Below are 19,936 nucleotides of genomic sequence, written 5' to 3' on the forward strand. Positions count from 1 at the left end.
GCCGGCCGGTCCCGGCCCGTGGCCCGCACCGGCCGGCCCGGGCCCGTCCTGCCAGGCCCACGGCGGCGCCTGCCCGCCCCCGCCCGCGGGATCGGTGTAACCCCGCGCGCCCGGGCCGGGAGCCGGCATGTCGGAAGGACTCGACCCGCCCGGGGTACGCCGCAGACCGCGCAGCGCCGTACGCAGGGTGTCGAGCAGTTCGCCGAGCTTGGACAGGATCGGCCGGAGCCGGCTGACGCTGCGGGCCAGCGCCGTGAGCAGCCCGGCGACCTTGGCGGCCCACTTGGCGACCAGCGTGGAGACCTGCGCCGCGACCAGTGGGGTGGCCGCCCCCAGGGTCAGCCCGGCCTCGGCGAGCCACTCCCACAGCCGGACGGCGAGGACCGAGACGAAGTCGGCGATCAGGTCCCGGACCAACTCCCGGACCAGCGCCACCAGCAGGCCCGCGCCCTCGACGACCGTGCCGATCAGCCCGGTGGCGTCCGCCAGGCCGGCGAGGTGGCGCACGTGCTGGTCGCTGTAACGGCGGTACGCCTCGGACGCGGGACCCGTCCAGGTGGCGATCTCGGTGCGTACCGCCTCGGACAGGGCGGTGACCTGACCGGTGACCTGCCGCGAGACGTTGTGCCACGTCTGCGCGTACGCGGTGATCTGGTCCGGGTCGCCGGCCAGCCAGTCGAGGGCGTCGGAGAGCGGCTTGACGTGCTCGATGAGCCAGGCGACCCCCCACGAGACGATCGACCCGATCGGGTCGACGCAGGTCGCCAGCACCTCCATCGACGTACCGAAACCGCCGATCGTCGTGTCGATCCAGGACCCGCTCTCGATGCCGTGACGCAGGTCAACCAGGCTCTCGACGAGGCCGACACCGCTGTACGCCGCGGTGGTGTCCTGCCGGGCGGCGATCAGCGGGTTCGCCACGTCGGTGCTCATCGGTGCATCCGCCCGAGGGCAGCGGAGATCGTCCCGTCCGTCTGGTGGTAGGCGTCCACCGTCCCGTCGAGTGCCCCGGCCGCGCTGTGCAACGCCTCCTGCGCCGCGGCGAGCGCCTCCACCGCCGGCCCCTGCAGGAAGTCCAACAGGAAGGGGATCGCCTGGCAGACGGGCAGATGCCCGTACGCGCCGGCGCCCATCCGCACGTACGCCCCCGCGTCGTGCGCGGTGCCGATCGCCTCGGCGATCCGGTCGACGGAGCGGGCGTGCCCGGTCACCGCCGCAGTGGTGACCTCGAACCCGGCTGCCTCAGCGCCCACGGTCACCCCAGCCGGCGTACCCCTGCTCGTCCTCTTCCTCGGGCACCTCCGGGAAGCGCCGCTCGTAGCTGCCGACGACGGCGCGGGCGGTCTCGGAGTCGGCGCCCACGGTCTCCGCCGCGGCGTCCGCGACCTGCGGGGCCAACCGCCCCTGCGCCCGGCGCATGACCGCCAGCACCTCGGCGGCGATCTCGTCCGCCCGCCAACGCGACACTCGGTCGTCGAGTCGAAGGTCGGTCATGGCGCCGGACGAGGCGACGGTCACCTGGACCGCGCCGTCCGCGCCTTCGGCGGTCGCCGACAGCGCCGCGACCCGCTCGGACAACTCCTGCGCCCGGGCGGCCCGCTCAGAGATGTCCGCCGACCAGGAGGCGACGAACCGCTCGGTCGCCGCGCCGAAGTCGCCGCTGGGAAACTGCGCCATCAGACCTCCCCGTGTGACGGCTGCCGGCCGGCCGGGATGAGCCCGTGCGGCGCGGCCAGCACACGATACGCCCTGATCCTCCGACGTGGAGTCCGCCGACGACTGTGGTCAGGGGACGGTGGCCGATCGGGGCTTCCGCGGCCGGGTCGTGGTCGGAGGCCGTTCCGGCAAGCCGGAGGTCACCGTGATCATGTACGCGACCACGATCAGCGCCCGGTTCCCGGACGACCCGGGTTCCTCGACCCTGACCCCGGCGGTCTGACGTCCACCGCAGCCGTGGGGATCGGGTCGATGCCCCTCCTGGCGACGTCGGCCGCCCGCACGGACGGCGGCCGGCCGCTCAGTTGAGCGGCCGGCCGTCGCGAATCGGGTAAGCGTCAGGTCAGCTACGAATCCACTGCTGGTTGCTGCCGCCGGTGCAGGTCCAGATCTGCACGGCGGTGCCGTTGGCGGTGCCCGCGCCGTTGACGTCGAGGCAGAGCCCGGATCCGACGCCGGTGATCGTGCCGTCGGCGTTGACCCGCCATTGCTGGCCGCTACCGCCGTTGCAGGACATGATCCGCGCGCGGCTCCCCGCTGCGGTGCCCGGCACGTCGAGGCACTTGTTGCCGTAGACGGTCAGCTGGTTGCTCGCGGTGAGCGTCCACTGCTGGTTGGCGCCGCCGTTGCAGTCCCAGATCTGCACGACCGACCCGTCGGCCTGGCTGGCCCCGTTGACGTCCAGGCACCGGTTGGAGCCCGCGCCCCGGATCGCTCCGGTCGCGCCCGGCTCACCGGAGTTGCCGACCGGCGTGATGGAGAGGTTGTCGAACTGGGCGGTGACCCCCTGACCCGTGCCGTACCCGATCTGGCCGGCGACCCAGGTCGAGTCGGAGACCGTCCCGACGGTGTTGCCGTCGATGGCCCCGGTGAGGGTGCTCCCGTTGAGCGTCAGCGACAGGGTGTGCCAGCGTCCGGTGCCCAGCGCCGAGGTGTTTCCGCTGGCCAGCGTGCGCCAGTTGCCGCTGGTGTTGTTGCTCCGGATGGACCACGCGCCACCGTCGGTCACCCGGAAGTAGTAACCGTTGAGGTTCTGCGGCCCCTGGTGGTTGTACGTGTTGGCGCGTCCGATGAGCTGCGCGTAGCCGGACTTCTCCAGCATCACGTCCGAGGAGACCGTGTAGTTGCGCCACGACAGGTCACCCAACAGCGTGTACGGCTCGGCCTGACCGGAGGTCCAGAAGATCGGCGTCTGCTCGGACATCTGGCGTACGCACTGGCCAGAGCGACCGCCCCCGCAGCCGGCGATCTCGAACGAGCCCTGCTGGTCCATCAGGTACTTCGCCTCGCGCCCGACCGCGTAGCTGTCGAAGGTGTCGGCGTACGGCAGCTTCAGGTTGCCCGCCGCCGGGCTGACCGCAGTGCTCTTACCCTGCCCGCTGGTGGTGGTGATGCTGTAGACGTAGCCGGGCTGGACGGTGAGCGAGAAACGACCGCCGCTCGGCGTGATGTCGCTGCCCCTGACGAAGTGGTCGGCGGTGTTGTTCGACCGGACGTTCGTCGACCAGACGTGCACGGCACCCGTGGACAACCCGCCGGTGACGGTGAAGTCGAGGGTCTGCGCGGAGCCGGCGTCCATCGTCTCGATGATGGTGCTGTAGTCACTGTTGTTGGTGGACTTCAGCGAGACGTAGCTGCCGTTGTTGCGGTTACCGCCGAGGTAGCCGGTCGATCCGTCGAGGTAGCGCCAGCCGGGAGCGGTGAACTGCGTGGTCTGCGCCATCACCCATGTGCTCTTGCCGATGGAGTACGCACCGGACCAGGGCTGCTGGGCCACCGCCACGCCCGTGGTCGCCCACGGGATGTTGGGCGTGATGGCGGCGATGGCGGGCCAGTTGATGTAGCCGGTCATCTTGCCGTCGATGTAGCCACGGTTGATGCCCCGGGCGAGGGCCTGCGCGCCGGCGTTGTAGTCGTCGGAGCCGTTCTCGCTGGCCCAGAGCGACTTGCCGGTGGATATCGCGTTGTTCGAGCTGGGGCAGCTGGTCTGTGCGCTGCGGTAGCCGCAGACGTAGTGGCTGCCGAAGACCTGCACGGCGTTGGCGAACGCCGGGTCGCGCAGCGATTCGTCGGCGGCGCCCCACCCGAAGTCGTCCGAGGCGACGATCTTCACGCTGCTGTAGCCGTGGGAGTTGAGGGCCGAGCGCAGGTTCTTGTACCAGGTGGCGTTGTAGCCCTTCTCGTTCCACCCGCCGAGGTAGTTGATGGTGAGCCCGTGGGTGGCAGCGCAGTCCAGCCAGGCCACCAGGTAGTCGATCGAGTCGTTGGACCAGAAGTTGCCGTTTCCGATCCAGCCGGGCGCTCCCCAGGCCAGGCCCGCCAGGGCGATGTTGGCGTTGCGCGCCCGCGCCTGCTCCATCAGCCACCACTCGTAGCCCCGGTTGCAGTTGATGTTGCCCCGGGTGTGCTCGTGGCTGGGCTCCGCGCCGGAGGTGGAGTTGGTGTCCCCGCCGATCTCCGTCTTCAGCAGCTGCATGGCGGCGCCGCGGCCCGGCTTGAACAGGTAGTCCAGGATGTCACTGCGCTGAGGCTCGGGGTAGTCGATCAGCAACCTGCTGTTGCCGCCGCCGCCACTGACCGCGCCGATCCCGTCGAGCGCCCGTCCACCGGATCCGCCGTTGATGGTGATGGCGGTCGCCGCCTGGGCGGGGGAGGCGAATCCGGTGAGCACGGCTGCCGCCAGGACCACACCTCCCAGCACCGAAGCGGTCAGCCGACGCGGAGGTCGCGTGCTTCGCCATCCCCAGCGGCGCGGCCCGCCCTCACCAGTACTGCGCCGATGACTCCCTCTACCGAACATCTGACTCGCCTCCCCAACCGCTTCCGACCCCAGAAGCCGTACGGCAGGTGTCGAGCTGTCGTACCGCAGAGGCCGTCAATCGAAGATCATTAATAACTAGACGTCATATGTTAGGCACTGCATGGATCGGCGGTCAACGGGTTCGACCAACCACAAATGCCGCGATCTTGGGCGGCAGGATCACCGGGCATCCTCGAAAGATTTGATGAATGCCGCGAGCACGCACCGGCAGGGCGGGCCGGCTCGGCGGCGGAACCGGGTGGTTCCGCAGCCGAGCCGGCCCCGTGGTGGGCTCAGCGATCCCGATCGGTGCGCCCCGAGGCGTTCGCCGGGTTCAGCTCCGACTCCATCGCTGGTTGGCCCCGCCGTTGCAGTCCCAGATCTGGATGCGCGTGCCGTTGGCCGTACCGTTGCCGACCACGTCCAGGCACCGGCCCGAACCAACTCCGGTGATCGAGCCGTCGGCGTTGAGCCGCCACCGCTGGTTCGACTGGCCGTTGCAGTCCCAGATGATCACCGAGCTGCCGTTCGCGGTGGCGGCGCCGTTGACGTCGAGACACTTGCCGCCGAAGACGCGCAGCTCCTGAGCGGCGGTCGAGGTCCAGCTCTGGTTGCTCTGGCCGTGGCAGTCCCAGATGATCGCCGCCGTGCCGTTGGCCTGCGAGGCGCCGTTGACATCCAGGCACCGCCCGGAGGCCGTGTTGCGCAGGGCCGACGTGCCGCTCGGAGGCGGGGTGGTCGGAGCGCCGGTGGGTGACACGGTCGGGCTCGGCGTCGGATCGGTGCTGCCGAACTGGGTGAAGAACCGCCACACCTCGCCCTTGGTCCAGGTCCGGGCTCCGCTGTCCCCGCCGCCGTCCACCGGGCCGGGGGTGTGCCCGCCGTCGAAGGCGGCCCACACCACGGGATAGCCGGCACGGCATCCGGAGTAGGTGGTGGTGATGTGGGTCAGGCTGCCCGCTCTCGGCTCGGGCGGACTCTGTGGGGTGCAGCCGTTGTTGCGCACGAACGTGTCCCGCAGGGACCGTCCGGCCGAGATGTTGAGCACCGGATCCCCGATGCCGTGGATTCCCATGTACGCGATCGGTTGGGTGCCGCCGCCGCATCCGCTGAGCTGCCCGCCGGAGTAGACCGCGACCGCGCGGAAGACACCCGCGCGCGAACAGGCGAGCGAATAGCTCATGCCTCCGCCGTAGCTGAAGCCGAGGGCGAAGAGCTGCGTCGTGTCGACGCAGAGGTCCGCCTCGATCAGGCTGATCATGTTGTCGACGAAGGTGACGTCCTGGCCGCCGGGGTTGGCCCAGCCGTTGCCGTTGCCCTGCGGGGCCACGAAGATGGTGCTGTTGTTCGCCTGCTGCCGCAACCCGTAGTAGGACCAGGCCGCGCCGTCCGAGCCGCCGCCGTCGACGTCGTTGGCGGTGCCGCCGTTCCAGTGGAATCCGAAGATCAACCGGTACGGGTGGTTCCGGTCGTAGTTGTCGGGGATCCTCAGGATGAAGCTGCGGTTCTGGCCGCTGCTCTGGATGGACCGTGAACCGCTGGTCAACGTGGGCGCCTTGCCGCATCCGGCGGTCGCCGCGGCCGCTGTGACGTTCGCGGTCGACGCGTTGGCGCTCAGGCCACCGGTCATTCCCGCCACGCCCACGGTCGCGACGACGAGCGCGGCCGTCGCAAGAGAACCAAGGAGGGGTCTACGTCTTGTCATGAGGGGGCTCCCGCCATTCGGCACGAACTGATTCAGGTCAGGGGGCGCGCGACGACCACCCTCGGTCACCCCGCCGACTCCGCTCGTCGTCGAGGAACGTGGAAGACGTGATCTGCCCACGACGACGGCCGGCTCATCGCCACAGGTTTTCGCCCCTGGCCTCGCCGCCCATGCGGGACCAGGTGGTCGTCGAATCGTCGGTGGCCACGTCGTTCGCCCGAACACCACACGACCGGCCGCCGAAGGACGCCGGAGGTGTCCGGCAGGTGGCCGAACCGATTCGACCCGACGCTAGATCGCACAGTGAAATATGTCAATGCCGTGTCCGGCGGGTTGCGATTCGGTCAGCCGGGGCGTCCGCACTGCGGTACGGGGCCACTCGTCGGTCGGCGAGGCGCCTGGCGATGCGGAGCGGCACCGGCCCTGGTGCGTCGGGAGGAAAGGCGACCATGTCGGCGAGTGCGCTGGTCAGGGGCAGTCCGCGGCCGGCGATGGCCGACGGCGGTTCACCCCTCGGCGAATTAGGGTAAGGGTGAGGTCAACGGCGTGGGGAGGTAGTAGTGGATCTAGGGTTGTCGGTCCGGCCGGGCCGCGGCTGCACCGTTCTCGAGGTGCGCGGCGAGCTGGACATGGCGACGTCCCCACAGTTGCGCGAAGGCCTGCAACGGCTGGTTGAAGCCGGGGAGCGTCTGGTGGTGGTGGACATGGCCGAGGTGGGGTTCATGGACTCCAGCGGGCTGGGCGCGCTGGTGGTGATGTTCAAGGCGTTGCGCGAGGCCGGGGGTCGGCTGTGCCTGGCCACGGTGCAGCCCGCCGTCCGCAGCGTCCTGTCGGTCACCTCGGTGGACCGGGTCATCGGCATCTACGACGACGTGCCGGCGGCTGAAGCGGATCTCCGCCCCGCCGACGCGACCGGCCGCTAGTCACCCCAGAGAGCTGGCGCGTTCCTGGTCGGCGCCGGCGCTGGTCCGCCGGTCCTCGCTGTGCCCGCCGTGCCAGTCGACGACGAACAGGGTGGCGTCGTCAGCGAGGGTCGGCCCGCTGACCTCCAGCACGGCGTCGGCCAACGCCCGGACGGCCTCGCGGGGGTGCAGACCGGCGATCGACCGCAGCATGGATGGCAGATCCAGGCTGGCCGCGTTGCGCTCGCGCACCCCGTCGGTGACCACCACCAGACGGTCGCCGGGGCGCAGCGTGACCTCGCCGGCGCTGTACGCGGCCTCGGTGAACATTCCCAGCGGGAAGTTGCCCGGCAGGGACAACGCGAGGGTGTCCCCGTCGCGTACCAGCATCGGCGGGACGTGCCCGGCGTTGAGCAGCGTGCACACCCCGGTGCGCAGGTCGAGACGGCCCAGTAGCGCCGTGACGAAACTGCCGGGCACGGCTGTGTGCCCGGCCACGTCGGCGTTCGCGGCCTCGGCCTGCTCCACCAGGCTCACCCCGCGACGTCGACCGTTGCGCAGACTGCCCACCCCCAGAGTGGCCGTCAGCGCGCTGGCCACCCCGTGGCCCATCGCGTCGGTGACGCTGAAGTGCAGCACGTCGCGGGCAAGGCTGTAGTCGAAGGTGTCCCCGCCGACGCTCGCGGCGGGCTCCAGCCAGCCGGACAGGGTGAACGCGCTGGCCTCACACGTGAACGAACCGGGCAGCAGGCGGCGTTGGATCTCTCCCGACAGGGTGAACGGGGTCGTGCGTTGCCCCCACTCGAAAAGGTCGGTGTGCCGCCGGTTGGCGATCACCACGAACGCCAGCACGTGCGCCGTGCGGCCGATCTCCTCCAGCTCCCGTGAATCCGGCTCCCTCGGCAGGACCATCTCGAGCAGGCCGATCGCCTCACCACGGTCGGTCACCGGTGCCAACACCGTCCAACCATCGGGCTGCCCGAAGACCCGCACCGTCTGGCTCCGCAACGCCTGCTCCACTGGGCCGCTGTCGAACGGCAGGACCGTGGCGAACTCAGCGCCGTCCCGGCGTCCGCCACCGGCGTCGGCCCCGGCGAACGGCACATGGGCCAACCGGACCAGCGCCCGGCCGCTGAGGTCAGCGATCAGGAACGCGACGCTACGTGCTCCCAGCGCCGCACCGAGTTCCCGGGTGACCGCCTCGACCGCGTCGACAGGCGAGGCGTTCTCCGCCGCATCCAACATGTGAGCCATTATCTGGCTCCGACTGCTCTCCACCATCCGAGCCTACGAGAGGCCCGAGCTGCGGCGCACAGGCGGCGAAGGTCCGCGCTGAGCCGCGCCGTCACGGTCGGTGAGCGCACAACTACTTCTTTCGCCGTGCAACTTCCCGGGCTACCGGCTCCGTTCTACCTCCGTCACGAGGAGGCAGTGGACTTGAGAGCCGAAGACGAGCAGGCATTCCGCGAGTTCGTGACGTCCGAGATGGCGTCGCTGCGCAAGCTGGCGTACGTGACCTGCGGCGACTGGCACACGGCGGAGGACGCAGTGGCCAACGCGTTGGTCAAGCTCTACCCCCGCTGGCGCAAGCTGGACCGACCCGATCTCTACGTCAAGACGATGGTCTATCGGGCAGCGGTCGACGAGACACGCCGGCCCTGGCGGCGTGAGCGGGCGGCCGGCGACGCCATGCCGGACGTCGCCCTGCGGGACCCGACCGGTGCGACCGACGAGCGGATGCGCCTGCGGGCGGCGCTCGACGCCGTACCGCCCCGACAGCGGGCCGCGGTCGTGCTCCGGCACTACCTGGGTCTGAGCCTGGAGGACACGGCCGGCGTCCTCGACTGCACGGTCGGCACCGCCAAGAGCCAGGTCTCCCGGGGCCTGGCGAAGCTGCGCGTGTCACTGGCCGCCGAACGCATCAATCTCACCGGAAAGCCGATCGAGGAGTGGACAAATGCAGTTGCATGAGTTCGTGGACGCCGTGACGGGCGAGGAGCCACCGATGGCCCGCACCGCGGACGACATCATCGCGGCAGGGCGGCGGGCCGAGCGGCGTCGCCGGGCCGGGTTCGCGTCGGCCGGCGCGGCCGGTCTCGTCGTGGTCGCGGTCGCGGGCGCGTTCGTGCTGCCCACCCTGGGCGCCGAGCGGAACACGCCGGCCCCGGTCGGCGCGGCGACGTCCAAGCTCGCCGAGGCCACGTGGTCCGACGCCGCGCCGTTCACCTTCACCTTCCAGGGGTACGACGCCGGCACCCTGCACGTGCAGGACCCGATCGTCGCGTCCACCGCCTACCAGATCGCTTCCGTCTACTCCGACGGTCACACCTCGAACGACAAGCCCCTCACGGAGGAAGAGGCCGCGGCGCTGGGCGGCGCCACCGAGCAGGACAGGAAGAAGGCCGCCGGGGGAAAGCCGAGCCTGTGGGCGTACCTGACGGTCTACCGGCCGGGCGCCTTCGACCCCGCGAAGATCAAGGACGGTACGGACGTCACAGTTGCCGGGCGCAGGGCCGTGCAGGCGCTGCTGCCGGTCGGCCTCGACCCGCGCAACGATGTCGACGCGGGCAACAAGCTGTTCGCCTGGGAGTACGCCGACAACGCCTGGGCGGCTGTCACGTCGATCTCCAGCGACGAGGCCACGCCGAGCTTCGAGAATCTGGGCGGCCTGGTCGAAGGTCTGAAGCCGAGCAAGCCGACGCCGGCTCTGGTGCCGTTCACGGTGGGCTACGTGCCGGGCGGCTACGCGCCGTTGCAGATCGGGAGCCACGCGATGCCCGGCCTCAGTGGCATCGCCGCGGCCCGTGCCGGTGACTACGGCGGCGCGACGTACACCAGGCCAGCCGCGCCCACGACGGGCCTTTCCGCGCCGTACGACACCGTCGAGGGCGCCATCAAGGACGGGTTCCACATCTTCGTCACGCCGAGCACCAGCTCGAACCAGTCGCCGGAGCCCGGCGCGACGACGTGCCACAACGTGTCCGACCAGCGCGGCCCGGACGCCGGCACCGGAGACGGCGGCTTCTGCAACGTCTGGAGCGCCGACGGGAAGGTCGTCGTCCAGGTGAGCACCAGTGGCCTCGGCAACGGCCTGCCACGGGCCGAGTTGGAGAAGATCGCCAAGGGCATCACGGTCGCCGACGTCGGGAACGAGTCGACCTGGACCCCGGCCGCGGACGCACTGCAGCCGTAACGATCGGCCTCTGACCGACCGCGCACCACCACGGCGGTGATCGCACACACAGGTGCGGTCACCGCCGTCGCGCGTTCGGGGGTCGTCAGCGACAGCGGGCCGGCCAGCCGCCGACCGCGTCCCCATGTCGCTGCGCGAGCCCGCCACGCCCGCGCCCACCGCCGCAACGACGAGCCCGCACGTCTTGGCAGCGACGCCCGCCTCCGCTACCGTCTTGGGAACGCTCCCACGAACTTAGATACATCAATGTGATCAGGAGGAAACACGTCGTGGCTATCCTCTCCCCCCGGCGCCGTAGATCGGTGGCCCTCAGTGTGGCGGCCATCGCGGGCACCGCCGCCGCCAGCATCTGCTACGCCGTCGGCGGCGCGTCCGCCGGCACGGTGTCCGGATCGCTCTACCGCGATCCGAGTTCGGCAGTCGTCCGCTGGGTCGCCGCCAACCCCGGCGACTCGCGTGCCGGCGTCATCCGCGACAAGATCGCGAGTCAGCCGCAGGCCCGCTGGTTCGCCAACTTCAACCCGTCGACAGTGCAGTCCGAGGTCTCCGGATTCGTCGGCGCTGCCAACGCGGCGCAGCAGATCCCGGTGCTTGCGGTGTACGAGATCACCAACCGGGACTGCGGCGGGGCCAGCGCCGGTGGCGCCCCCGACCTCAACCAGTACCAGACCTGGGTCTCGAACTTCGCCAGAGGACTCGGCAACCAGACCGTCCTGATAATCCTGGAAACCGACTCGCTCGCCTTGCAGACGTGCCTGAGCGGCAGCGAGCTCAACGCCCGCAACCAGGCGATCTCGACTGCCACCCGGACCATCAAGTCGGCGAACCCCAACGCCAAGGTGTACCTCGACGCCGGCCACTCCACCTGGAACAGCGCGAGTGAGACGGCCAACCGGCTCCGGGCGGCGGGCGTGCAGTACGCCGACGGCTTCTTCAGCAACGTGTCGAACTTCAACTCGACGTCCAGTGAGGCGAACTTCGGTCGGGCGGTCATCTCCGCCCTCAACGGCATGGGCCTCTCGGGCAAGCGCCAGGTCATCGACACCAGCCGCAACGGGGGTGCCAGCGGAGACTGGTGCGGCGACGACAACACCGACCGGCGCATCGGGATGTACCCGACCACCAACACCGGCGACAGCAACATCGACGCGTACCTCTGGGTGAAGCCGCCGGGCGAGGCCGACGGTTGCCGCTACACGGCTGGTTCGTTCCAGCCCGACCTGGCCTACAGCCTGGCCAATGGGGTGCCGAACCCGCCGACCACCGCGCCGCCGACGACGGCTCCGCCGACCACGGCTCCGCCGACGACGGCTCCGCCGACGACGGCCCCGCCGACGACCGCTCCGCCGACCACCGCGCCCCCCACCACTCCGCCGCCGACCGGTAACGGCTGCTCCGCGTCGGTGGCGGTCAACCAGTGGTCCGGCGGATTCACCGCGAGCGTGACGGTCACCGCCGGCTCCGCGGACATCAACGGCTGGACCGCGACCATCACGCTGCCCAGCGGCACCGCGATCACCGGCACCTGGAACGCCCAGGCCAGCGGCACCAGCGGAACCGTCCGGTTCACCAACGTGGGCTACAACGGACACGTCGGCGCGGGACAGTCGACCAACTTCGGCTTCCAGGGCACCGGCACCGGCCCGGCATCGGTCATCTGCGCAGCCAGCTGACCCCCCGAGGCGACGGCCCGGCGTGGAGGACCACCCTCCACGCCGGGCCCGACCTCGTGCTCAATGCGGCCACATCGACGCTGGCACACCGACCGTCGTGGCCCGGCGAGCGGCGGCAACCGGTGCGACCTTCGGCGACACGTCGTGGACCGTGCCCGGCGGGATGGTCGTGATCCAGGGGCCCCGTGGAACAAGGGATCAAGCGTGAGCCGCGCGATGTCCGGCCGGTGGTAGCTCGACATCGATCCGGGCAGCCTCATCGCCGCGACTTCTCCTGCGGGACATCTCGTGCCAGGCGAGCAGGGCGAACGCCGCGGCCGTCAGCAGGCCACCGAACAGCGGGATGACCCGTATCCCGGCCGTCGCCAGCAGGCCCGCGCCGATGAGCGAGCCGGCCGCGAGGCCGACGTTGAACGCGACGCTGAGACCGGCCGACGCCATGTCGGTGGTCGACGGGGCCACCTGCATGATGCGGTGTTGGATTCCCGCGATCAGCGAACTGAACGACATGCCCGCCACGGCGAGCAACGGGATCGTCAAGGCCTTGCTCGTGCCGAGCCCGTAGAGGCCGAGCATCGCGGCGGTGATCAGCCCGAGCAGACCCAGCACGACACCGAGCGGGAACCGGTCCAGCACCCGGCCGACCGCCCAGGTGCCGACGACGCCGAACGAGCCCTGCACGAAGAGCAGCACGCCGAGAGACGCCGCGGCGAACCCGCTGACGTCGAGGAGGAAGACGGTCATGTAGGTGAACGCCCCCATGGCGCCGGTGACCGCGAGAATGGTGGCGACGAGGAGCACCACGAAGCGCTGCCGGTCGGGCATCGGCCCGACGTCGCCCGTACTCTCGTGCGGTGTGACGGCCGGCAGGAGCAGCGCGACCGCGATGCACGTCACGAAGCCGAGGACGGCCATGGCAACGAAGGCGGCCCGCCACCCGGCCTGACCGCCCAACCAGGTGCCCAACGGCACGCCGAGCACCGGCCCCAAGGCGCTGCCGATCGACAGCCGCGCCACGATGCGGCCTCGGATGTTCGCGGGAAACATCGAGATCGCCACGGGAAACACCACCGCCCAGAAGACGCCGTTGGTGGTCGCGGCCAGCAAACGCGCGGCGAGCAGCACCTCGTAGGAGGTGGCGAAGGCCGACACCGCCGTCGCCGCCGCGAACACGCCGAGGGCGCCGGCGAGCAGTGGGCGTCGGGGCACTCGCCGGGTGACCCGGGTCAGCGGGAGCGCCACGATCATGACCACCACGGCGTACCCGGTCACCAGCAGGCCGGCCTCCGACCTGGACCGGCCCAGGTCTGGCGCGATCAGCGTGAGCAGCCCGATCGGAAGCACCTCGGTGGTGACGTAGCAGAACGTGGCGGCGGACAACGCGGCGAGGGCATAGACCGCGCGTCGGTGGTGCGCCATTGGCTACCTCCAAACCTCGAAGCCGCTACGCGGGCGCTGTGCAGTGAACGCCCGACCACGCTGCCGAGCAGTGATCGCAGGCCCGTCCGCGTGATGCCGGCTAACTGAGTTTTGACGGTAGCATGTGATCATCGAAACATCTCACCGTTTCCTGTGTGGAAGCTGTCCTGCGCTCATGCCGTGGCGGCCTCGGTGCGCGCACCGGCCACGATGGAGCAACCGCCTTCGGCGGGTTGGATGGTAGCCTTCCTTGCATGCCACCCGATGTGTGTCAGCTGCCGTTGGTCGGCGGGCACCCTGCACTCGATCTGGTCAACACCCTCGAACGAGGGGGCGCGTCGCCGCACGACTTCCTGTCCGACAGCTCCGCCCTGCTGCGCTGGTCGGTTCTGGCGGGCGTGATCAGCGACGCGGAGGCGGACCAGGTCGGCCGGGCGTGGGGCGACGAGCCCGCGGCGGCACAAGCGGGCCTGGTCGCCGTGCGGGACATCCGTGAAGGGCTGTACCTCGTGATGCTTGCGGTGATCACCGACGCGGACGGTGGTACGGCGGGCGATCCTGTCGCGGCCCGCGCCGCGCTTGTCGCCCTACATCAGCGCTGGTCCAGCGCCGCCGCCCGCGCAAGATTCGTGCTCGACCCGTCGCGGGTACGGCTGGCGTACGGCACGGTGCCGGCCATGGTGGTGCCCGACCGGATCGCCGAAGCGGCCCGCGACGTCATGCTGAACGCCGACCTGACCCGGGTGCGCCGCTGCCCGGTGCGCGAAGGTGGCTGTGGCTGGCTGTTCCTCGATCAGACTCGCAACGGCTCCCGTCGCTGGTGCCGCATGGCCGACTGCGGTAACGCGGTGAAGGCACGACGGCTCACCGAGCGCCGTCGCGCCGCCCGACCCCCGCTCGGTTGACGCGGACCGGCATCGATACGCGCCGGTACCATTCGAGAACTACCCCTATCGAACGGTATTGCCGATGTCCTGTCGGGACGCGTCGTGAGCGGTGCGGTGGTCGGGCAGGTCGCCGTGTGTGTGGCAGTTGCGGTGTTTTCCGGCGGGATGTATCACCTGGGTTCGGGGCTTCGACCGATTGCAGTTGCCGCCTGGGTGGCACCGGTGCCGCTGCTCGTGCTCGCGCCGAGGGTCCCGTGGTTCGCGGCGGTCACCGTGGCGGCTGGTGCCTGGCTCATCGGTCAGCTCGGGCTCTGCTCGTACTACACGCGTGATGTGAAAATGCCCAGCCCGCTTGTCGCGGTGCAGTTCGTCGGCGGCGCCGCAGGGGTCGCGTCCATCGTGGGGCTTGCGCGGGCGCACCTCGTCGGCGGTCACGTCGCGATGGCCGCGCTGGCCCTGCCCGTGGCGTGGGTGGCAATGGAGTTTCTCGTGGCGCGCGGATCGCCGCATGGTGCGTGGTGGAGCCTGGCCTATTCGCAGGCGGACGTTCCGACCATCACCCAGGTGGCCTCGCTGACCGGGGTCTGGGGCATCACCGCGTTGCTCGTGCTGCCGGCCAGCATCGCCGCTGCGGTGACCGCGCCAGTGGGCGCGGACGGCGAACGGGTGGTGGTGCCCTTCGTCGCCGCAGCCCTGGTCGCCGCACTCATCGGGTACGCCGCCCGGCGCGGCAGACGTGCAGTGGCCGGAGAGCCCACGCACGTCGGACTGGCTGCGGTTGAACAGCCCGATGGGCCGGTGCCGATCGACTCGCCGGACGGCGTGGTACTGCTGGCACGGTATATCGAGCGGGTGCGGCTGCTCGCGGGTCGGGGGGCCGGTGTCATCGTCCTGCCCGAGCTGACGTTCAGCGTCGACGAAGCCCGGATGGTTGAACAGATGCGGCCCCTCGCGCGGACGGCGGTCGACCTGAGCGTGGACGTCGTGGTCGGCGTGGCACGCCTAGCTGAGACCGGGGCGGCCAACGTCGCGGCGGTGTTCGGCGCCGGCGGCGACCCACCAACCATGTACGAGAAGCATCACCTCGTGCCGGGGTTGGAGGCCGCCTACCGACCAGGTCGCGACCTGCTCCACCTGCCCAATGACCGGCGCATCGGTGTGCTCATCTGTAAGGATCTTGATTTCCCCGGACTGGTTCGCGCCTACCGGCGAGGTGGCGCGCAGATGCTGATCGCGCCGGCGTGGGACTTCGCCCGTGATGGTTGGTTGCACAGCCGGATGGCGGTGGTGCGAGGTGTGGAGTCGGGCGTCGCAGTGGCACGCGTTGCCCGCACTGGCCGAGCCACGATAAGCGACGCGTTCGGCAGAGTCCTCGTCGATGTCGACACCTCCGAGGACGGGACCGTTGATGCCACATTCGCGCTGGCCGCGACCCCCACCATCTACAGCCGAGTCGGAGACTGGTTCGGGTGGTGCTGCGTTACAGCTGCGGTCCTGACCACGGTGACGCTGATCTGACGCAGACGGCCACCGACCTTATCCGTTTCGATCGATCTCTGCTTGTGGCCTGTTACCACCGCCGCCGTACCCACCGACGGTCGGCTCTTGATATATCGCGCGACACCACCACCGCGCACCGGCTTGGCGTTCATGCCGCTGCTGGATCGGCACCGCAGCCCGGACTCCACCGGCACCGGTCTCGGGAGGCGACGCTGCGTACCAGGCGGCCGTCCGACGAAACGACGTCGGCTTCCGGAGCTGCCGAGAAGCGGATGTTGGGCAAGTGGGCGCTTGGTGCAGACCGCTACGCTTCGCACCTGAGTTGTGAACTCGACTCTCGACCTCCCAGGCTTTGGGGGTGGTGGTGCCGGTCGTCCTTGGGCCATACCCGCTGTGTTTGCTGTGCCAAAAGACCAACGGCGGTCTGATCGCCGTCAGACACCGCCAGATTCACCTCCGAGCTCACGGCAAGGAGGCGTGTGTAGATGGCGGCCTTGCCGGACTGCTGGCCAGCTTGTGGGCGGTCTGCGACACGCGGAGCTGTTGCGAGAACGACGGCGGGCGTGCGTACGTCGTGCCGACCGCGGATACCTGTGACGCAGCAGTACGTCTGCTAACCAAGCTTGGACTGCACCCGACGGTCCTCGACGGGACCATCTATTTCCAGACGCCCAGCTCATTACGGTTGGACGACGTTGACCAGGTGCGACGAGCGCTCGAACAGCCAGGTAGTGCAGATTCGCGCTGGCGGGTGAACGAGAACGGGGTGTTCGAACCCGTCCGACCCGTCGACGGGTCTGCCGTCCCTGACGCCTGAACATGAGGAGCGTCTGCCGCGTTCCGTGCGCGGATGTGTCTGCGATGGGGTAACCGGGCGTAGTCGGACAGAGTGCTCCGCCTGAGTCGCGAGGGGCACTCGGGTCGGCCATCCTGGGCTCCGTCGTCATGTGGATCTTTGTACGTAAGTGCGTACCTACCTATGCACTCCGACGGCGGGTAGCCGCACATGATCTTCGACGATGTGCGGGGTGTGTGCTCTCCAGCGGATACCAACCCGGGTCCCCGGTGCCAACGCGGGTCACCGTGGCCGACCGCCGGTCGCAAACCGGGGTTCGTGTGCTCGGCGCGTGGTCCTGGGCTGGGCGAACGGCGGTCCGGGAAACGTGGGTGAACGTGGGCCACTCCCTGCCATCCCAGGCGAACCTCAGGTCGTTAGACTGGGCCCTCGCGCCCTCGTAGCTCAGGGGATAGAGCATCGGTTTCCTAAACCGTGTGTCGCAGGTTCGAATCCTGCCGGGGGCACCTCGAAGATCAGCCAAAGCGCCATCTGACCTGCGGATACGCTCGCACGTCGATCGGTTTGGCACGCGCAGCCCTCCACGCGGATGCTGCATTGATGGATCAACCGCAAGTGCGAAGCGACAGGTTGTGGCAGCGCGCTGACCGGTCGGGATCAGGTCAGGGCGTGTAGGTGGTCTCGGCGACGGTCTCGGCGATGCGGGTCAGCCAGTGCCTGTCGTTGGCCTGGGATTCTGGACTGGACTCGGGGCTGAGGATGCTGGACAGAAATGCGGCGACGTCGTCGAGCTGCCGCTCGGCGCGGTAGTAGCTCAGCATGGTCTGGTCTGGTTCCAGCGGCCCGTAGCCTCGGCGGAAGAGCTCGGCCCGGTGCGCGTTGACCGGGTGGTCGCCGAAGTCCTGGCTGTAGACGAACATCAGGTCCCGCTCGCGCGGTGCCAGGATCGGCGCATCCCAGTCCACGACGTGCAGCGGACCGTCGCCGTCAGCGAGCAGGTTGCCGGGGTGGATGTCGGCGTGGCAGATCACGTGGTGCGCTTGCGTCACTCGGGAGGCGAGGTCATCGACCGTTGCCGACAACCTATGCAGCGCCGCACCGTACCGGTCCCAGAAGGCGCCGAGGGCCTCGCTCGCCGCAGCCTGCTCCCCGAGGGCGCGCAGCCGCTCGCCCGCGTCCGATCGGTAGGTCTCGACCGGCAGGACCCCGGCGAGGTCGGCGCTCGGCCTGACCGCGTGCAGCCGACCCAGGAATTCGCCGTACTCGACCCACTGACGGTCGGTGAGACCGCGATCCCACAGACTGCCGCCGTCGTGGAACGGATAGAGCAGCAGCTGGTAGTGCCCGAACCCGCGACCGGCTCCGCCCTCGGGAAGGTCGATCGGCGCGACGACCTGCCGGACGCCCTGCGCTCGGAGAAAGCGGGGCAACAGGACTGCCGCCTCGGTGAACTCACCGCGGCGCATCTTCAGGAAGTAGCGGTCGCCGGCAGACGTGTCGACCCGGTACGCCCACGCACCCTCGTCGAGTCCGACCGGCAGAAAGACGAGGTCGGCGACATCGATGGCCCAGGCGGCGGCCACCTCAGCGGCCAGCAACCGCTGGTCGACGCGAGGCTTGTCGAACATCGACGGAGCGTCGCAGAGTGCGGTCCGGCCGGCAACAGATTTTTTGCCATCGGCAGGCGGACTCAGCGGAAAGCGTCCGGCTCTCGGCCGGAACGGCCGTCGACAGCAACGCCGTTGGACGGCGGCACTCTGACGAGCGTTGGGACGGTAATGCTGGCCCGGCCGCTGGGCCAGCACTACCGTCGGCCGCATGCCCGAACTGATCCTGCCGACCATCGACCTGCATGCTGCCTTCCTGCGGTGCCGCGACGACTGGGGCCCCGGCGTGCACGAGGACGGCTTCGGTCTGGGCGCTGACGACGACGTGGATTCGCCGGATGGCTTCGCCGACTGGGTGCGTCGGCGGACCCGGCTGGTCCATCCCGCCGGAACTCCGTGCCCGGACGAGGAGCACGGCTCGCCTCGGTGGATCGTCGCAAACGGTCAGGTTCTCGGCGGAATCGCGCTGCGGCACACGTTCGACGACGCCCTCGGGCAGATCGGCTACGGCGTACGCCCGTCCGCGCGTGGACGCGGCGTGGCGAGTTGGGCGCTGGGCGAGATGCTCAAGGAGGCCCGGGCTGCGCTGGGCCTGGACCGTGTCCTTGTCATCTGCCTCGCGGACAACCTTGCCTCGGCGCGAACCGTCGAACGCAACGGCGGTGTCCTTGACGGCATCCGCGACACCGGACATGGCCCGGTGAGGCGCTACTGGATCAGCCTGGTGGGGTGATGCCGGTCAGGGGACGATGACCACGCCGCCGCGTACGCCGCCCTGGGCGAGCCGTTCGTGGGCGGCGGCCGCGGCGGCGAAGGGGTACACGCCGGCGACCCGCAGCGGGATGTCGCCGCTGGTGACGAGCTTGACCAGTTCTGCCAGCCGGGATCCGTCCGACTCCACCTCCAGCGCGAAGGTCCGGATGCCCCGCACCGGCTCCGGGCGCAGCGGAGGTGACGCGGCCACGTAGCCGCCGCCGTCCCGGACGCGGTCCAGCAGCGAGGGACCGATCACCGCCAGGTCGATGACCGCGTCGTACGTCCCGGTCGGTTCGTCGGAGCGCGACAGGAACGCCGCGCCCAGCGATTCGACGAACTCGCGGTCGTCGGGGCCGGCGAGGCCGGTGGCGCGCAGGCCGGCCGCCCGCGCCAGGGCCAGGACGAACCCGCCGACCTGCCCGGCGGCGCCGGTGACGAGCACTGTCGAGCCAGCCGGGAGCGCGAGCAGGTCGAGGGCCTGGGCGGCGGCGAGGCCGTTGGCCGGCAGGGTCGCCGCCTCGGTGGCGGGGACGCCGGTGGGTGCGGTGGTCAGCGAGGTGGCGTCGAGCACCACGTACTCCGCGTGGGCGCCGGCGGTGGTTTGCAGCCACGGCGAGAAGCCGATGACCTCATCGCCGATCGTGTGCTCGTCGACCGATGGCCCGACGGCGTCGACGGTGCCGGCCACGTCCCAGCCGGGCGTGTACGGCAGGCCGGTCGGCAGCGGTGCCGGGAACCCGCCGGAGCGGACGATGAGGTCGACCGGGTGGACGACGGACGCGGCGACGCGTACCCGCACCTGTCCCGGGCCGGGTTCGGGCGTCGGTACGTCGGCCACGTGCAGGACCTCCGGGCCTCCGAACTCTTCGTAGCGGACTGCGCGCATCGTCGTCTCCTTCGTAGCTGTCGTGATCACCTCGACCGTACGAAGTAGCGGGCACCATAAGGAAGTAGGTACCTTGGAGTGCCTAGGGCACCGCAG

Annotated in this window: 17 protein-coding genes and 1 tRNA gene; 9 read left to right on the plus strand and 9 right to left on the minus strand. The window is 70.1% G+C overall.

The window, feature by feature from the left end:
- From B0E54_RS15760 to B0E54_RS15770, 3 genes are all read right to left on the minus strand, one after another.
- The coding region (locus B0E54_RS15760; RefSeq protein WP_234584289.1) for a WXG100 family type VII secretion target at positions 1-933 on the minus strand (933 nt) is incomplete at its 3' end.
- Positions 930-1,259, minus strand: coding sequence for a hypothetical protein (locus B0E54_RS15765; RefSeq protein WP_234584290.1), 330 nt, complete (start codon positions 1,257-1,259; stop codon positions 930-932). The genes B0E54_RS15760 and B0E54_RS15765, both read right to left, overlap by 4 nt.
- Entirely contained in the window at positions 1,243-1,677 is a 435-nt protein-coding gene (locus B0E54_RS15770) for a YbaB/EbfC family nucleoid-associated protein (RefSeq protein ID WP_234584291.1), read from the minus strand. Before B0E54_RS15770 ends, B0E54_RS15765 begins: the two co-directional genes overlap by 17 nt.
- An 85-nt stretch (positions 1,678-1,762) precedes the next feature.
- On the opposite strand from B0E54_RS15770, the gene B0E54_RS15775 reads away from it, so the two are divergent.
- Positions 1,763-1,939 (plus strand): hypothetical protein, encoded by a 177-nt coding sequence (locus B0E54_RS15775; RefSeq protein WP_234584292.1) that lies wholly within the window; start codon positions 1,763-1,765, stop codon positions 1,937-1,939.
- A gap of 120 nt (positions 1,940-2,059) precedes the next feature.
- Here the strand turns inward: B0E54_RS15775 and B0E54_RS15780 are convergent, their stop codons facing one another.
- Together B0E54_RS15780 and B0E54_RS15785 are read right to left on the minus strand one after the other, a co-directional pair.
- Positions 2,060-4,516, minus strand: coding sequence for a ricin-type beta-trefoil lectin domain protein (locus B0E54_RS15780; RefSeq protein WP_234584293.1), 2,457 nt, complete (start codon positions 4,514-4,516; stop codon positions 2,060-2,062).
- A 334-nt stretch (positions 4,517-4,850) separates the two neighbouring features.
- On the minus strand, positions 4,851-6,221 hold the full coding sequence (locus B0E54_RS15785) for a lectin (RefSeq protein ID WP_234584294.1): 1,371 nt from the start codon (positions 6,219-6,221) through the stop codon (positions 4,851-4,853).
- A 560-nt stretch (positions 6,222-6,781) separates the two neighbouring features.
- On the opposite strand from B0E54_RS15785, the gene B0E54_RS15790 reads away from it, so the two are divergent.
- On the plus strand, positions 6,782-7,144 hold the full coding sequence (locus B0E54_RS15790) for an STAS domain-containing protein (protein ID WP_308195363.1): 363 nt from the start codon (positions 6,782-6,784) through the stop codon (positions 7,142-7,144).
- Here the strand turns inward: B0E54_RS15790 and B0E54_RS15795 are convergent, their stop codons facing one another.
- The gene (locus tag B0E54_RS15795) at positions 7,145-8,368 is read right to left on the minus strand and encodes a PP2C family protein-serine/threonine phosphatase (RefSeq protein ID WP_234584296.1); all 1,224 of its coding nucleotides are present in this window, start codon (positions 8,366-8,368) and stop codon (positions 7,145-7,147) included.
- A gap of 192 nt (positions 8,369-8,560) precedes the next feature.
- On the opposite strand from B0E54_RS15795, the gene B0E54_RS15800 reads away from it, so the two are divergent.
- The 3 genes from B0E54_RS15800 (at position 8,561) to B0E54_RS15810 (ending at position 11,989) form a co-directional block, all read left to right on the plus strand.
- Positions 8,561-9,094: a SigE family RNA polymerase sigma factor gene (locus B0E54_RS15800; protein WP_234584297.1), complete on the plus strand. Its 534-nt coding sequence runs from the start codon at positions 8,561-8,563 to the stop codon at positions 9,092-9,094.
- Entirely contained in the window at positions 9,081-10,316 is a 1,236-nt protein-coding gene (locus B0E54_RS15805) for a hypothetical protein (protein ID WP_234584298.1), read from the plus strand. The genes B0E54_RS15800 and B0E54_RS15805 overlap by 14 nt, the downstream gene beginning before the upstream one ends.
- 302 nt (positions 10,317-10,618) lie before the next feature.
- Complete coding sequence (locus B0E54_RS15810; protein WP_374109276.1) at positions 10,619-11,989, plus strand: glycoside hydrolase family 6 protein; 1,371 nt, start codon at positions 10,619-10,621, stop codon at positions 11,987-11,989.
- A gap of 198 nt (positions 11,990-12,187) precedes the next feature.
- Here B0E54_RS15810 and B0E54_RS15815 read toward each other — a convergent pair whose 3' ends face one another.
- Entirely contained in the window at positions 12,188-13,408 is a 1,221-nt protein-coding gene (locus B0E54_RS15815) for an MFS transporter (protein ID WP_234584300.1), read from the minus strand.
- 254 nt (positions 13,409-13,662) lie between these two features.
- Here B0E54_RS15815 and B0E54_RS15820 point away from each other — a divergent pair, with 254 nt between their 5' ends.
- The 3 genes from B0E54_RS15820 (at position 13,663) to B0E54_RS15830 (ending at position 17,097) form a co-directional block, all read left to right on the plus strand.
- A complete protein-coding gene (locus tag B0E54_RS15820) occupies positions 13,663-14,313 on the plus strand; it encodes a CGNR zinc finger domain-containing protein (protein WP_234584301.1) in 651 nt (216 codons plus the stop codon).
- An 84-nt stretch (positions 14,314-14,397) separates the two neighbouring features.
- A complete protein-coding gene (locus B0E54_RS15825) occupies positions 14,398-15,813 on the plus strand; it encodes a nitrilase-related carbon-nitrogen hydrolase (RefSeq protein ID WP_234584302.1) in 1,416 nt (471 codons plus the stop codon).
- Positions 15,814-17,024: 1,211 nt separating this feature from the next.
- Positions 17,025-17,097, plus strand: a tRNA-Arg gene (locus tag B0E54_RS15830).
- A gap of 156 nt (positions 17,098-17,253) precedes the next feature.
- On the opposite strand, the gene B0E54_RS15835 is transcribed toward B0E54_RS15830, so the two are convergent.
- Positions 17,254-18,219 (minus strand): phosphotransferase enzyme family protein, encoded by a 966-nt coding sequence (locus B0E54_RS15835; RefSeq protein WP_234584303.1) that lies wholly within the window; start codon positions 18,217-18,219, stop codon positions 17,254-17,256.
- A gap of 190 nt (positions 18,220-18,409) precedes the next feature.
- Here B0E54_RS15835 and B0E54_RS15840 point away from each other — a divergent pair, with 190 nt between their 5' ends.
- Complete coding sequence (locus tag B0E54_RS15840; RefSeq protein WP_234584304.1) at positions 18,410-18,931, plus strand: GNAT family N-acetyltransferase; 522 nt, start codon at positions 18,410-18,412, stop codon at positions 18,929-18,931.
- Between the two features lie 6 nt (positions 18,932-18,937).
- Here B0E54_RS15840 and B0E54_RS15845 read toward each other — a convergent pair whose 3' ends face one another.
- On the minus strand, positions 18,938-19,840 hold the full coding sequence (locus tag B0E54_RS15845) for an NADP-dependent oxidoreductase (RefSeq protein WP_234584305.1): 903 nt from the start codon (positions 19,838-19,840) through the stop codon (positions 18,938-18,940).
- Between the last annotated feature and the right edge of the window lie 96 nt (positions 19,841-19,936).

This window comes from Micromonospora sp. MH99, assembly GCF_021442385.1.
Lineage (GTDB): Bacteria > Actinomycetota > Actinomycetes > Mycobacteriales > Micromonosporaceae > Micromonospora.